Below are 15,145 nucleotides of genomic sequence, written 5' to 3' on the forward strand. Positions count from 1 at the left end.
AATCCCGCTGACGAATCCGGCCTGGACAAGCTGGGGCGCTTCCTCAATGACCTGGCCCTCATCGCCGATACCGATGACGGAGATTATGAGAGCTCTGAAGTGACCCTCATGACCCTGCATGCGGCCAAGGGCCTGGAGTTTCCCGTGGTCTTTCTGATCGGCATGGAGGAGAATGTCTTTCCGCTCAGCCGGGCAGCAGAAAATGAGGACGAGCTGGAAGAAGAGCGCCGTCTGGCTTATGTGGGCATTACCCGGGCGGAGAAGGTTCTCTTTCTGACCAATGCCAATTCCCGCCTGCTTTACGGGAAAACCAATTATAATCATCCAACGCGTTTCATTAAGGAAATCAGCTCAGACCTGCTGGACTACCAAGGTCTGGCCCGGCCGGCCAATACTGCCTATAAGGTCAGCTACAGCAATAGCGACACCCGTCAGTTTGGCCGGGGCATGAGTCTGGCCCAGGCTCTGCAGGAGCGCAAACGCCAGGCCGCTCCCAGCTCTATCTCTACTGGGAGTCTGCCCTTCGGCAAGGCCAGCCAGGCGGACAGCCCTGCTGAAGATTGGGCCATCGGCGATATTGCCCGCCATAAGAAATGGGGGGACGGAACCGTCCTGTCTGTGTCCGGCAGCGGATCCAGTCAGGAGCTGAAAATCAACTTCCCAGAAGTCGGGCTCAAGAAAGTCTTAGCCAGCATTGCCCCCATTGAGAAGAAGTCATGATGAAGTATTCTATCGAAGCTTGGATTTTTGCCCCCAGAGAAAGACAAATCCTGCTTTTGCAGGTTGAAGAAGATGGGCTGTCCTTTTGGCAGCCTATAACCGGCGGCATAGAAAAAGACGAAACGGCAGCTGCAGCCTGCCAGCGGGAGATTCTGGAGGAGACCGGTCTGGAAATGGCCCGGTCAGAACTTCAGCCTCTGGGGCATTACACGGTAGAAATTGATAAAAATCTAAGCATTCACAAAAGTCTTTTCCTAGCTAGGACCCAAAAGAAGGATATTCTGATCTCAGATGAGCACACCGATTTCCAGTGGATTGATCTGGCACAAGTCCCTTCTCAGCTCTACTGGCCCAGCAATCAAGCGACTTTTGAGATTATATCTGAGAAGCTATAAGATATAGCTTCTCTTTATTTCTTCTGATAAGGAAATTCTATTAGTCAAGCGAGATGTTTAGTGGTAGACTTATCACACAACTATAGTGAGGTGACCTTATGACACGTGAATTCAAATTTGAAACCCTGCAGCTTCATGCCGGACAGACAGTTGACCCGACAACCAAGTCGCGGGCTCTGCCTATTTACCAGACAACTTCCTACGTGTTTGACGATACTCAGGAGGGAGAAGATCTTTTTGCCCTGCGCAAACCGGACAATATCTACACTTGGATTACCAATCCGCCCCTGTCTGCTTTTGAGGAGCGGATTGCGGCTTTGGAGGGTGGGGTGGAGCTCTAGCGACAGCTTCTGGTATGGCGGCCCTTACCTATACTATTCTAGTCTTGGCGCATGCTGGCGACCATGTAGTGGCAGTCTCCACCATCTACGGCGGCACCTTTAATCTGCTCAAGGAAACCCTGCCTCGCTATGGCATTACCACAACTTTTGTCGATATTGAAAATCTGGCTGAAGTAGAAGCTGCCATTCAGGATAATACCAAGCTGGTTCTAATTGAAAGTTTAGGAAATCCTTTGATTAATATCCCTGACTTTGATGCTTTGGCAGAGCTGGTTCATGCTCATAAAATTCCGCTGATTTCCGACAATACCTTTGCTACCCCATATCTGATCAATGTTTTTTCACATGGAGTGGACATTGCGATACATTCTGCGACCAAGTTTATCGGCGGCCATGGAACCAGTATCGGTGGTGTGATTGTGGACAGCGGTCGTTTCGACTGGGAAGCATCTGGCAAGTTTCCGCAGTTTGTTGATCAAGACCCGAGCTATCATGATATCAGTTATACGCGCGATGTCGGAGCAGCAGCCTTTGTTACTGCTGTCCGGACCCAACTCCTACGCGATACCGATGCGGCCCTGTCCCCTTTCAATGCCTTTCTCTTCCTGCAGGGCTTGGGAACCCTGTCCCTGCGCGTGGAGCGCCATGTCTCCAATGCGGAGAAAATTGTGGACTTCCTGGTCCAGCATCCAAAGGTGGAGCAGGTCAATTATCCCATGCTTGCCGACAGTCCTTATCATGCTTTGGCAGAAAAATATTTTCCTAAAGGCGTGGGCTCTATCTTCACCTTTAATGTCAAAGGTGGGGAGAAAGAGGCTCGTAAAGTTATTGATAGCCTAGAGATTTTCTCCGATTTGGCCAATGTAGCTGATGCTAAGTCCCTGGTCGTCCATCCAGCTACAACAACTCATGGTCAGATGTCGCCAGAGGCTCAGCTAGCAGCAGGCATTACACCAAATCAAATTCGTCTCTCTATCGGCTTGGAAAATGTGGATGACTTGATAGAGGATTTGAGAATAGCCTTGGAATCTATCTAATTTTCAAGGCCTCTAGACTGAGCAAATAAGATTAAAACTAGGTTTTCGCCTAGTTTTTTGTTATAATGAAAGGTAATAAAAATAGCAGGTAATCAAAATGACAATTTCAGTTATTGTTCCGTGCTTCAATGAAGAAGAAACTATCCCTCTGTTTCATGAAGCTATGGAAGCGGTGAAATATCAAATCCGTGACCAGTTCGAATATATTTTTGTCAATGACGGATCGACGGACCAAACCTTGGCTGTTTTGCGTGAGCTCAGTAGCCGCTGTGCAGATGTGCACTATCTGTCCTTTTCTCGTAATTTCGGAAAAGAAGCTGCCCTCTATGCTGGTTTGCAAGAGGCGAGCGGGGATTTTGTTACGGTCATGGATGTAGATTTGCAGGATCCGCCTGAGCTCCTGATTGAGATGACAGCCATGCTGGACTCGAATCCTGAGCTGGACTGTGTGGGGACCCGTCGCACTACTCGTGAGGGAGAGCCACCTATCCGAAGTTTTTTTGCCAATTTGTTCTATAAGCTGATTAACAAGATTAGTCAGGTAGAGATGGTAGATGGTGCGCGTGACTTCCGACTGATGCGCCGCCCAATGGTAGACGCTATCCTAGAAGTTTCAGAGTACAATCGCTTCTCCAAGGGTATTTTTGCCTGGGTTGGCTTCAATACCGAGTACTTGGAATACAAAAATGTCGAACGAGTGGCTGGCAAGACTTCTTGGAATTTCTGGTCTCTTTTCAACTATTCTTTGGAAGGCATCGTCAATTTCTCTGATGCGCCGCTCAACATCGCCTTTTTAGGAGGTATCCTGTCTTGGATTTTAGCCTTTATCCTGATGGCGGTAATTATTATCCGTACCTTGGTTTTTGGTGATCCGACATCTGGCTGGCCGTCCCTCATGACCGTCATCCTCCTTCTCGGAGGTTTCCAATTGTTGACCATAGGTATATTGGGCAAGTACATCGGCAAAATCTTCATGGAAACCAAGAAACGCCCGATTTATGTGATTAAGGAGAAGAGTAAGTGAGTCTTTGAGAGAGTTTTTGAGCTTAAGTGACTCTTATTTAGCTGAGGAGAGATTGTGAAAAATAAAAAAGTTAATATTGTCTTATGCTTATCTTCGTTTATTTATGCGATACAGTTTTACATCAATAATAAAATCACCCCAGTAGGAGACCAAACAGCATTTTTAGAATATGCTAGGGAATTTCATTACAATTATTTATTCTTTGGGATTGATCGATATTTTACTTGGAGCAGTAGACTGCTCATTGAGTCAGCCACCTTATTATTTTCCGTTCACGAAAAGATGTTTATAGCAGCAGCCTTTCTGGCAACATTGCTTTTGGTCTATGCTTTAAGGAAGTTAACCTCTTCCCTGCCTTGGCTGCCAGCTTTACTTATTTTTATATTCCTTCCGGCAACTGAATTTTTAAGCGCGGGCTCTATTCCGACCTATGTCAATTACATTTTCCCTGCCTCCTTGTTGCTTTTTGCACTTTTTTTCAGAGAATCTAAAAATATTTGGATTAATATGGCTAGCCTTTTGTGCTTTTTAGTTGCTATCATGCAAGAACAATTAGCCGTCTACGCTTTTTTGTGGCTTCTGTTTGAAACTGTCCTTGCGAAGAAAGATGAAAAACCTTTACTGGTTAATCTATACTATTTGGCACTGAGCGCTTTAGGAATCACATCAGCCAAGCTGTCTCCGGGGAATGCTCTGCGTTTGGAAAAGAACATTGTCAGTTGGTTCCCCAACTTTCCGAACTTGAATATCTTCCAAAAGCTTGGGCTTGGCTTTCTGGAGACAGGGGATAATCTGTTTTCCACGTCCTTTGCCTTTGTGATGGTCTTCTTGCTTGTGCTCTTTGTTTATGCTCTTCACAAGAAAAATATAACGGCCGTAGCACTGAGCGGTTTTGTCATGTTCAATATTTTTTCGCAAAAAATGGGCTGGAATACTATTTTTGGTACCTTAACAGGTATCAGTAAAGCTGCCAGAGAATCAGGGACATTTTCTTTTAATATTACTTATCTGAGCGCGGTCGCTTTTTATGGCTTGCTGCTATTAATGATTCTTTACGCTTTATGGCTTGTAGTTTCAGATTTTAGAGAAAAACTATGGCTGACCTATTTATTTGTAATTGGCCTCATTGGGCGCATGGTCATTTCATTATCTCCAACTCTCTATGCTTCAAGCACTCGAACCTTTTTGCCTCTGATGATAAGTCTATTCATTATTACTTGCAGAATGTTGTATAACTTATATACGGAGTATCAAAGGGAATAAGAAACTATTCTTTAGTGTTCCAACTGAAGAGATTTTCCGATAATGATTCGATCGAGCAGATTTTTTCTGCTTTTTTTGGTATAATAAATTCATCGAATTTTTATGATCTGAAAGGAAGAACAAATGATTTTAATTACAGGTGCGAATGGACAATTGGGCACAGAGCTCCGCTATCTTTTAGATGAGCGCAATGAGGAGTATGTAGCGGTTGACGTGGCAGAAATGGACATTACCAATGCCCAAATGGTGGACAAGGTCTTTGCGGAAGTCAAGCCAAGCTTGGTTTATCACTGCGCAGCCTATACGGCAGTGGATGCAGCAGAAGACGAGGGCAAGGAGCTGGACTATGCCATCAATGTGACCGGGACCGAAAATGTGGCAAAAGCTACAGAAGCACACGGAGCAACCATGGTCTACATCTCAACAGACTATGTCTTTGACGGACAAAAGCCTGTCGGAGAGGAATGGGAAGTAGACGATCGACCGGATCCGCAGACTGAGTATGGTCGTACCAAGCGCATGGGTGAGGAGCTGGTTGAGAAATATTCCAGCCGTTTCTATATTATCCGTACTGCTTGGGTCTTTGGGAACTACGGTAAAAACTTTGTCTTTACCATGCAAAATCTTGCTAAGACGCACAAAACTCTGACCGTAGTCAATGACCAGCATGGCCGTCCGACTTGGACTCGTACGCTGGCTGAATTTATGACCTATCTGGCTGAAAATCAAAAGGAATTTGGTTATTACCATCTGTCTAATGATGCGGCTGAGGACATGACGTGGTATGACTTTGCAGTAGAAATTCTCAAAGATACGGATGTGGAAGTCCAGCCAGTTGATTCTAGCAAATTCCCAGCTAAGGCTAAGCGACCTTTCAACTCAACTATGAGTTTGGCCAAGGCCAAGGCTACAGGCTTTGTCATTCCGACTTGGCAGGATGCTTTGAAAGAGTTTTACAAGCAGGAAGTAAGAAAATAAACATTGAGCAACCTTGCGGTTGCTTTTTTTAAGGGGAATTTATGGTATAATTGGGTATAGTTTTATTTACATTGAAAGAGAGTTCTATCAAATTGAAAGTACGATCATTGCCAAAAATTTTCTTTTGGAATATGCTCGGGAGTTTATCTTCAGCAGCTGTATCTGTTATTTTATTATTTATAGTTACTCGCACCTTATCTAGTGAATCAGCTGATCTTTATAGCTTTGCTTACGCAATTGCAAATTTGCTAGTTATTGTTGCAGGGTTTCAAGTCCGAGATTTTCAAGCAACGGATATTAAAGAAAAATATTCTTTTGATGCATATTTGACTACTAGATTTCTAACTAATATTTTAATGATACTAATTTTGTTAGGCTATTTAATTTTAAATCCTTCGACTTATGAAAATTTTTGGATTATATTTTGGGTATCCTTTTTTAGAGTTAGTGAGGCGCTTTCGGATGTATTTCAAGGATTATTCCAGCAGAAAGAACGATTGGATTTAGCTGGCCAATCATTATTTTTTAGAAATATAATTTCAACAATAACATTCGCTGTTCTGTTAATATTTTCTAAAAATCTTCTTTTATCTATTGTTTTTCAAACACTCACCTCTTTCATTGTAGTTCTTTTTTTTGATTTTCCAAAATCTAAGTTGTTTCATCGTATTAATATCTCTACAGTAAAATTCAAAGATATTTATAGTATTTTAAAGGACTGCTTACCTTTATTTATAAATGCTTTTCTATTAGTTTCGATCTATAACCAACCTAAGTATGCATTAAACGATATTTTTAATAGGGGATTGATTGAAGCGGGAGTACAGAGAGACTTTAGTATTTTATTCACTCCAATTTTTGCAATGAATCTAATGATTGTTTTTTTACGTCCAATGATTACACAACTAGCAATTTTCAAGGAAGAGAATAAAATTTCTCATTTTATTACGTATAAAAATAATCTATTTAAGATTTTATGGGGAACAAGTATATTAATTTCTATTGTTGGAGCTCTTGTTGCCATACCTGTTTTAAATATTGTTTATGGAACCAAGCTGAATCAATATCAAATGAGTTTCTTTATATTGTTGCTAGGCGGCATTGCTAGTACGTTTTCTACAGTATGTGATAATATTTTAACTGTTTTTAGAAAACATCATTATTTAGTCATTTCATTCTTAGCGGGATATCTTGTATCCATTCTTACAGCTGAGCCACTGGTATCCCAATACGGAATTTTTGGAGCCTCTTTGTCTTTCCTTATCTCTATGATTGCTTGGTTGAGTGTCTCGCTAATTATTTATTTTATGACGAATCCATATACTTTTTTGAGAAGGAAAAAATAAGAAACTTATGAAATTTTCAATTATTATACCTGCCTATAATGTAGCGGATTATTTAGAAAAATGTGTTAAAAGTGTCTTAATTCAAGAATTTAAAGATTATGAAATTTTAATCATAAATGATGGTTCAACTGACACTACTGCAATAGTCGCTGATAAATTGTCTGCGGAGAATACCAATAAAGTAAGGGTGTTAAATCAAAAAAATGGTGGAGCTTCAAAAGCAAGAAATACAGGTATTGAGTCTGCTCGGGGAGAGTACTTATTGTTTTTAGATGGTGATGACTTTTGGAGTGATCAACACTTTTTGAATCAACTTGATGAAATAACTACAGAATGCATTGATGATGTTATCGTTTTTGGCTACAGTTATTTTTATGATGATAGAATTTTAGATTTCCCTATATCTATGTTTGAGGAAAATATTTTAAAAGCTACTTGCTTTGGAATATTTAATGGTCCAAATTGGAATAAGTGTGTATCGAAAAAATTATTTCGAAACGGCTTGAAATTTCCAGAAGGAATGGTATCTGAGGATAGTTTATATTGTTCTCGGATCTTAAAAATGACAAAGAAATTTTCAATTCTTAATAGTACTCAATACATGTATCGACAGAACCGCAAAGGAAGTTTGACTAATGTCGTGAAAGAAAAAAATGTTCAAGATACTCTTGAAGGAATCAGGATGGGACTTTCTGACTTGAAAAACTATTCAGTTGAAATTCAAAAAGCTTTAAATATCTATTTTGCAATCTCATATATCTCTATATTACCTTATGTAAATCAATACATTGATAATTTTAAAATTAAAGAGTTGCTTTATCAGTATAAGTATTTGCTAAAGTATGCAAAGTATATAGAGAACCGCGTATTTAAATTAACAGGTCTATTAGCCAATTTATTGGGGATAAAATTTTCAATAAAACTATTTCCTGTTTTATTGAAGTTTTATAAATAGAGTGGATTAGTTATGAAAGGGAAAATATGTCTAAACCAGCTATTTCAGTTATTATTCCAGTTTATAATGCACAAGACGGGATTAAACGCTGTGTAGATTCTCTTTTGAATCAATCATTTAAGAATTTTGAAATTATTCTTCTGAACGATGGTTCGAAAGATAATTCTTTAAAGATTCTAAAAGAATATGAATCAAAGTATGGTTTTATAAGAGTAATTGATAAACAAAATGAAGGAGTTGCAGTAACTAGAAATAAGGGGATTCTTCTAGCTGAGGGAGAATATACTATGTTCATGGATAATGATGATTTTGTTGATAGTGATTATATTGAAACTTTTTATCAGGCTATCCATGAGAAAAATCTAGACTTGGTTATTGGTGGATACAAACGTGTCAATCAGGATAACCAAATTATCTTTAGCCAAGATATACAGCAGTCAGAGTGGTCCAAGTATATTATAATGGCTCCCTGGGCCAAAATTTACCGGACGGAGTTCTTGAAAACGAACAATCTAGAATTTTTTGACTATGGTATAGGAGAAGATATCATTTTTAACCTAGCTGCCTATAAGGCAACAGACAAAATAGGTTTGTTAGATTATAAAGGATATAATTGGTATTACAATAGTCAGAGTATTTCTAATACTTCTCAGAGAGGTTTCTCTCCTAAAATTGATATTTTAGTTCTTTTTTCAAAAATATTTGAGCTGGGTAAGCCATCTGAGCTAGAAGTATATTACTTGAAAAGATATTATGTTTGGTATTTGCTTTTTTCTGGGAGAACCTCATCCAATCAGGAGTTTATTCATCAGTATATTAGGATTAAGGAATGGTTAAAAGAGAATAAACTCATCAGTACGATCTCTCCCTTGTCTAAGAAGGTTCAGGGCGAAAGATTTCAGACTAAAATTTCACTTATTGTTTTTTTGAGCTTAGAGAAGTTAAGGTTAGTTCCATTATTTGCTAAAATTTATTGTAAAGGGAAGAAAGATAATTGAAAGTTTTAATGATAATTCCGGCTTATAATGAGGAAGAAAGTATTTTAAATACGGTTATGAGCATTGTAGAATATCGGAAGAAAGTTGATTTTGACTTAGACTACGTAGTTATCAATGATGGGTCAGTTGACAGAACTAAGGAGATTTTGGACAGCCATCATCTGAATGCTATTCATTTGGTTATGAATTTAGGGATTGGTGGAGCTGTTCAGACGGGCTATAAGTATGCTCTTGAGAAGAATTATGATGTGGCCGTACAGTTTGATGGAGATGGTCAGCATGATATTGAGTCGCTGGATGCTTTGCTGGAGCCTATTCGTCGTCAGCAGGCTGATTTGGTTGTTGGTTCTCGTTTTATCGGTGACAAGTCTTCGGAATTTCAGACGACTTTTATGCGGCGTTTTGGCATTACCATTATTTCAGCTTTTATTAAATTAACAACTGGCAAAAGGATTCTGGATACCACATCAGGCTATCGTTTGGCCAATCAAGACATTATTAGACAATTCGCTGAGCGCTATCCTATAAAATATCCTGAGCCAGAATCAATCGTCCATATCTTGAAGCGGAAATATAAAGTGGTGGAAGCACCAGCCAATATGTTTGAACGTTCAGGAGGAGTCTCTTCGATTACTCCGATTAAGTCCATTCGCTATATGATTGAAGTTTGCTCTTCGATCTTGATTGCTGCTTTTATGAAAGAGAGTGAATAATGTCCATTTTGTCTATTGTTATGCTAGTGGCTTCAGTCCTATTCCTGTATTTTGTCTTTCGGAATATCAATCAAAACAATATTTTGTTTGAGCAAGCCTTTATGTGGATTATTATTGGCTTTGTACTGATTGTTATTTCTATTTTTGATTGGATTCCCGTTTCGATTGCCAAATTGTTAGGCTTTGAGTTGACCTCAAACTTTGTCATGTCCTTGGCCATCTTTTTCCTGCTGGTTATTGTTTTTTTACATACTATTTCCATTTCCAAGCAAAAGGAACAAATCAAGCAGTTGGTGCAAGAACTGTCCATTATGAAGCAAAGAATGTCCAAGTTAGAGAGTGAAAAAGATGAAAAATAACCATACCTGGGTGATTTGCGCCTATGGCGAAAGTGAATTTTTAGAAGCTTGTATCCTGTCTTTGCAAGCTCAAACCTTGCCATCAAAGATTATCTGCTATAGCTCAACACCGTTGGATTCAATCAAGCAGTTGTGCCAGAAGTATGAAATTCCTTTTTATACGAAAGAAGGCGGTGGTATCGGTAAGGACTGGAACAATGCCCTTACCTTTGTTGAGACTTCTTATGCTACCATTGCTCATCAGGATGACTACTATGAGCCAACTTATTTAGAAGCAGTGATGCAGAAGATAGAGCAGTCTAAGGATATTCTCATTGCCTATACAGATTATTTTGAAGAGAAAAATGGAGTTAAAATTCCGGCTAATACCAATCTGAAAATCAAGACTCTCATGCTTAAAACCTTGAATATGATGCCATCCAGTCGTTTTTGGAGAAATCGGGTTCTAGCTTTTGGCAATCCCATTTCCTGTCCGGCGGTGACTTATAACTTAGAGGCATTAAGGGATTTTCGATTTGATGAGGAAATGCGCGTGAGTCTGGATTGGTACGCTTGGTACAAGATTAGCGCCTATAAGGGTAGCTTTGCTTATATTTCTGAGAAACTCATGTGCCACCGGATTCATGGAGAATCTGAAACAACCAAGACCATTTCAGATAATACTCGGACTAAAGAAGATTTGTTCATGTATCAGCTTTTCTGGCCTAAGTGGGTGGCTAATCTGATAAATAAAGCATACATGAAAAGTCAAGATGCTAACTCAAACTAATAGAGTTATTTACAAGGAAAGTATATGAAAGATTTAATATCTGTTGTTGTAACATGTTACAACCATCAAGACTACATTGAACAGTGTTTGCGCAGTATTTTTGAACAAACATATAAAAATATTGAGTTGTTGGTATTGGATGATGGGTCCACAGACAAGTCCGCCCAGATTATCCAAGAAACTTTGGTAGATTCCCCTTTCCCGACGCGGTTTGAAAGCCATGAAAATATGGGGGTTGTTAAGACAAGAAACAAGGCTTTGCAGCAAATTCAGGGCACTTATTTTATTTTTGTGGATAGTGACGATTTTCTGGATTCAGACTTCATTGAGAGCTTCTATACAACCATGCTGCAAGAGGAGGCAGATATTGTCTATGGTGATTTGTACGACCCCGATAAAAAGGAATTTTACCTTAAATCACGGCCCTATGACAAGGTAGCTTTCTTAACGGAGAATTTTATTTCCAACTGTTCCCTCATTCGTCGCTCAATTGCTGATGGTATTTATTATGATGAAGCGCTGAATCGTGAAAAATTGGAAGACTATGATTTTCTTTTAAACTTAATTATCAATCAAGGTGCGAAACCTGTTTATGATGCAAATACAAAGCTGAATTATCGGGTCTTTGACAAAGAGTCAATCTCTAAACGAGATTCTACTCGATATCATTACGAAATCTATCTAAAAATCCTGCGTAAGTATATGAAACAGATACCAGATGAAGTTTATCAAGCTTTATCTGCAAATATCTACACTCTAGATAGCAGACTGAATGATTTAATTCAGCATATGAATCAGGTATCCGATTATATTCATGAGCTAAAGGAAAACTGGGAACGTGATAGTGAATTGATTTATCAATATCAGGATGACATTGAAGAATTACGTAACTCACTCTCATATCGCGTTGGGAATGCTATCGTCACTCCAATTAAGCAGGTAGGGCAGATTGTCAAAAATCCGCGGAATATCCGAACTGTCCTATCTCAAATGAAGCGTCAGTGCATTACCATAAAAAGAAACATCAAATCGCCCAAAAGCTATTATTATCGAGTTTTACGGAATTCTCAGCGAAAGCAGCTTCAACAAGTGACTGGCAATAAGTACCTAATCTACGTCATTTTTGAAGCAGAAGAGAATCTTCAGCGCTACAAGATCCTGTTTTTAGAGAAATTAGCAGCTTTAGTAGATGAAACATTGATTGTAGTAAATGGAGGATTGAAATCAGAGGATTTATCTACTTTGGAACAGTATGGCCAAGTTCTGGTAAGGGATAATACAGGTTACGATGCTGCGGCATTTAGGGAAGGTATTTTAACCATTGGTAAGGAAAAGTTGCAAACTTCTACTCAGCTTCTGTTAGTCAATGATACGAATATTGGTCCAATGAGAGATTTGAATGAAGTCTTCCAAACAATGGCGGATAGAAATCTTGATTTCTGGGGGATTTCCTTTGGTGAAGTACAGGAAGATGCAACAAATTTCAATCAATATGGCTATATCCCAGAGCATCTGCAATCTTATTTTCTAGTCATTGAGCCTTTATTACTTCGGTCAGAGGAATTTTTCGACTATTGGAACAACCTAACCGATACGGATTCACGCGATAAGGCTATTGGGAAACACGAAACAACTTTTACTAAGTATTTTGCAGATTTAGGTTATCGATATGATGCTTTGGTGTCTGAAAACAAAGACAGTGCTATGTATATTCATCCTTTGAGAATGCTCAGGGCTGGTAGTCCGTTGGTTAAATACACGTCATTACAAAATTATAATGCGCAACAATTCCGTTGGCAGGGATTGGAAAGACGAACAGAAATACCTGATTTGCTCAATTATGTACAAATGGAAACAGATTATCCAATTGAAATATTGGAAAACATTGTACAAAAATTCAAATCAATCTCCAGAGAACAATATATCTTGATTATAGATGGGGTTGAAAATATCATTCCGCAATGTACACGTTACCGAGTACTGAACAAAGCAGAACAGTTGCGAAAAAACGGTTTCACTGTCAAAGTAGTAAATGTATCAGAATTTGAGATTTCTCAGGCTCGATATGCAAGTCATATTATCATCTATCGGGCTCCATGGTCTTATCAACTTCAATTCTTGTGCGATACAGCTAAAAGAGATAAAAAACCAGTTTATTTTGGCATTGATGATTTGGTTTTTGATACAGTTTATACAGATCAGCTGAGCTATACTCAAGGGTTGTCAGATAAGGACAAGGGCAACTATGATGCTGGTGTCAAAAATTATGGCAAGATGTTAGCTGCCTGTGACGGAGCGATTACTTCGACTGTCCAACTGAAAGAAGAGCTGCTCAAATATAAAGATAAGGTGTTGCTGAACAGAAATCGAGCTTCCAGTGACTTGATTGAAATCAGTTCTCACTTTATCAAAGATTATGTTCAGCAGGATTCAAAAGTCAAGATTGGCTATTTTTCAGGTTCAATCAGTCACAATGAAAATTTTGAATTGATAAAACCAGCCATCCAATCCTTACTTGAAGTCTACAAGAATGTGGAGCTTCATGTCGTCGGATATTTGGATATTCCAGAGGATATGAAGCCGTATCAACAGCAGATCGTTGTACATGACTATGTGGACTGGAAGGATTTACCCCAGCTGATTAGTAGGGTAGATATCAATTTAGCGCCGCTGGTTGACTCGGTCTTTAACCGGGCTAAGTCTGAAATCAAATGGATGGAGGCTGCCTTAGTAAAAGTTCCTACAGTTGCTAGTCACATTGGAGCCTTCTCTGATATGGTAAAAGATGGGGAGACTGGAATTTTGGCTAAAGACGGGGAGTGGAAAGAAAAGTTAGAGTGTTTGATTCTTTCGTCTGACCTACGTCAGGAATTAGCGGAAAATGCCTATGATTTTGTTCTTGAAAACTGCAGTTTAGATAGTAAAGATGAAATGGTGAATGATTTTGAAAAGAAGTAAGACGATAAAAATAGAAAATATCTTTCTGGTCTTAGCGACGGTTTTTGTCATGACATTTATGGTGGTTCAACCGATCAATCGTGTTCCAGATGAAACGAATCACGCCCGCATGACTTGGGAGATTTTCCATAAGCCGACAGAGAAAACCTACAAGTGGATGGAAAATATCTCTTCGGAACCGCATGTTTATCCCAAAGAGTACAAGAAGCTTTTTACGGAAAAATTGGATTTATCTCAGGAAGAGTCTACTTTGGGGATTAATCTTAAGACTCTTTCCTTTTTACCGCAGCTAATTGGCATGACCTTGGGATCATTTATCTATCCATCAGTGGGAGTTATTATCATGATAGGGCGATTTTTTAATGGCCTAGCCTATATTTTGGGTGTTTACTTCCTGATTAAGTATTTTAAGTACGGCAAGAAGGCTCTCTTTTTCATTTCACTTCTGCCAATTATGGTTCAGCAGGCAGCTTCTCTCTCCTATGATGTAATGAACTATTTGGAGCTTATGCTAGTTATTGGTTTTTTCACTAATATTGCTTCCAGCAAGAAATTTACCAATAAGAATTTCATCCAGCTTTTGATTATATCTGTTGGACTCTTTGCAACCAAACTGAACAATGTCTTATTGCTAGGCTTACTTCCATTCATTGATTTTGAAATGGAAGGATTCTTAGCTGTTTTGAACAAGCCTTTTCTTGCGACCAAGGCATTTATCGGTCGTCATCGCTATGTTTTTTACAGTTTGGCTTTTGTTGCTGTTTTCTTAGCCTTGCATTTGCTTTTCCGTCATCAAGGAGGGATCTTCCACTACAGTAGGGTTCTGCTTAACACCTTGTTTAAACAGCGCATGAACGGTGACCTCAATACCATATTGACCATTGGTCTCTTTGGATTTTTGGGTAATTTCACCATTCAGTTGCCCCTGTGGCTAATCTTTCTTGATGTAGCAGTACTGACTATCATTTTCTTGCAGTCCAAGAAAGATTTTATGATGAAGTCCTATGCAACTGTCTCCGCTTATCTTTTCCTTTTGCAGGTCATTGCTGTTGTCACCATCATGTATCTAGAGTGGACTCCGATTGTTTTAGGAAAAGGTGCTCAGATATCCGTTGGAACTCAGGGCCGTTATTTTACGCCTTTCCTAATTCTCTTCTTACCCCTTCTTGCGAATATGGGCAAGCTAGAGATTCAGGAGCGGACAGTTAAAAACTTGCTTATAGGCACTTTGTCAGCTAACTTTTTAATTTCAATCTATTTAATGATTCCATTCTATTGGAATTGGTAAG

At 39.2% G+C, this 15,145-nt stretch carries 13 protein-coding genes and 1 pseudogene; all 14 read left to right on the plus strand.

Features of this window, described 5'->3' with window-relative positions:
* Positions 1-720, plus strand: a 720-nt coding sequence (locus SCRDD08_RS11880; RefSeq protein ID WP_231089330.1) for a 3'-5' exonuclease, incomplete at its 5' end; no start/stop codon positions are given.
* The gene (locus SCRDD08_RS04745; protein ID WP_061422654.1) at positions 717-1,115 is read left to right on the plus strand and encodes an NUDIX hydrolase; all 399 of its coding nucleotides are present in this window, start codon (positions 717-719) and stop codon (positions 1,113-1,115) included. The genes SCRDD08_RS11880 and SCRDD08_RS04745, both read left to right, overlap by 4 nt.
* Positions 1,116-1,213: 98 nt before the next feature.
* Positions 1,214-2,493 (plus strand): annotated as a pseudogene (locus tag SCRDD08_RS04750) (O-acetylhomoserine aminocarboxypropyltransferase/cysteine synthase family protein).
* 97 nt (positions 2,494-2,590) lie between these two features.
* On the plus strand, positions 2,591-3,517 hold the full coding sequence (locus tag SCRDD08_RS04755) for a glycosyltransferase family 2 protein (protein ID WP_061422655.1): 927 nt from the start codon (positions 2,591-2,593) through the stop codon (positions 3,515-3,517).
* 54 nt (positions 3,518-3,571) lie between these two features.
* Positions 3,572-4,780 carry a hypothetical protein gene (locus SCRDD08_RS04760; RefSeq protein WP_061422656.1) on the plus strand — a complete coding sequence of 403 codons (1,209 nt, stop codon included), beginning with the start codon at positions 3,572-3,574 and terminating at the stop codon, positions 4,778-4,780.
* 123 nt (positions 4,781-4,903) lie between these two features.
* On the plus strand, positions 4,904-5,758 hold the full coding sequence (gene rfbD / locus SCRDD08_RS04765; protein WP_061422657.1) for a dTDP-4-dehydrorhamnose reductase: 855 nt from the start codon (positions 4,904-4,906) through the stop codon (positions 5,756-5,758).
* Positions 5,759-5,829: 71 nt separating this feature from the next.
* A complete protein-coding gene (locus SCRDD08_RS04770; RefSeq protein WP_081104286.1) occupies positions 5,830-7,104 on the plus strand; it encodes an oligosaccharide flippase family protein in 1,275 nt (424 codons plus the stop codon).
* 7 nt (positions 7,105-7,111) lie between these two features.
* A complete protein-coding gene (locus SCRDD08_RS04775) occupies positions 7,112-8,059 on the plus strand; it encodes a glycosyltransferase family 2 protein (protein WP_061422659.1) in 948 nt (315 codons plus the stop codon).
* A gap of 26 nt (positions 8,060-8,085) precedes the next feature.
* Entirely contained in the window at positions 8,086-9,057 is a 972-nt protein-coding gene (locus SCRDD08_RS04780; RefSeq protein ID WP_061422660.1) for a glycosyltransferase family 2 protein, read from the plus strand.
* Entirely contained in the window at positions 9,054-9,770 is a 717-nt protein-coding gene (locus SCRDD08_RS04785; RefSeq protein ID WP_061422661.1) for a glycosyltransferase family 2 protein, read from the plus strand. The genes SCRDD08_RS04780 and SCRDD08_RS04785 overlap by 4 nt, the downstream gene beginning before the upstream one ends.
* Positions 9,770-10,129 carry a DUF2304 domain-containing protein gene (locus tag SCRDD08_RS04790; RefSeq protein ID WP_002912850.1) on the plus strand — a complete coding sequence of 120 codons (360 nt, stop codon included), beginning with the start codon at positions 9,770-9,772 and terminating at the stop codon, positions 10,127-10,129. The genes SCRDD08_RS04785 and SCRDD08_RS04790 overlap by 1 nt, the downstream gene beginning before the upstream one ends.
* The gene (locus SCRDD08_RS04795) at positions 10,119-10,898 is read left to right on the plus strand and encodes a glycosyltransferase family 2 protein (RefSeq protein ID WP_061422662.1); all 780 of its coding nucleotides are present in this window, start codon (positions 10,119-10,121) and stop codon (positions 10,896-10,898) included. The genes SCRDD08_RS04790 and SCRDD08_RS04795 overlap by 11 nt, the downstream gene beginning before the upstream one ends.
* Positions 10,899-10,922: 24 nt before the next feature.
* A complete protein-coding gene (locus tag SCRDD08_RS04800) occupies positions 10,923-13,856 on the plus strand; it encodes a rhamnan synthesis F family protein (protein ID WP_061422663.1) in 2,934 nt (977 codons plus the stop codon).
* Positions 13,843-15,144: a DUF2142 domain-containing protein gene (locus SCRDD08_RS04805; protein ID WP_061423265.1), complete on the plus strand. Its 1,302-nt coding sequence runs from the start codon at positions 13,843-13,845 to the stop codon at positions 15,142-15,144. The genes SCRDD08_RS04800 and SCRDD08_RS04805 overlap by 14 nt, the downstream gene beginning before the upstream one ends.
* Position 15,145 lies beyond the last annotated feature (1 nt).

It is taken from the genome of Streptococcus cristatus, assembly GCF_001578775.1.
GTDB classification, from domain to species: Bacteria; Bacillota; Bacilli; order Lactobacillales; family Streptococcaceae; genus Streptococcus; species Streptococcus cristatus_A.

Coding starts and splice junctions, on each gene's coding strand:
- SCRDD08_RS04745 (WP_061422654.1), top strand. CDS start 717: ATGATGAAGTATTCTATCGAAGCTTGGATTTTTGCCCCCAGAGAAAGA.
- SCRDD08_RS04755 (WP_061422655.1), top strand. CDS start 2,591: ATGACAATTTCAGTTATTGTTCCGTGCTTCAATGAAGAAGAAACTATC.
- rfbD (WP_061422657.1), top strand. CDS start 4,904: ATGATTTTAATTACAGGTGCGAATGGACAATTGGGCACAGAGCTCCGC.
- SCRDD08_RS04775 (WP_061422659.1), top strand. CDS start 7,112: ATGAAATTTTCAATTATTATACCTGCCTATAATGTAGCGGATTATTTA.
- SCRDD08_RS04780 (WP_061422660.1), top strand. CDS start 8,086: ATGTCTAAACCAGCTATTTCAGTTATTATTCCAGTTTATAATGCACAA.
- SCRDD08_RS04790 (WP_002912850.1), top strand. CDS start 9,770: ATGTCCATTTTGTCTATTGTTATGCTAGTGGCTTCAGTCCTATTCCTG.
- SCRDD08_RS04795 (WP_061422662.1), top strand. CDS start 10,119: ATGAAAAATAACCATACCTGGGTGATTTGCGCCTATGGCGAAAGTGAA.
- SCRDD08_RS04800 (WP_061422663.1), top strand. CDS start 10,923: ATGAAAGATTTAATATCTGTTGTTGTAACATGTTACAACCATCAAGAC.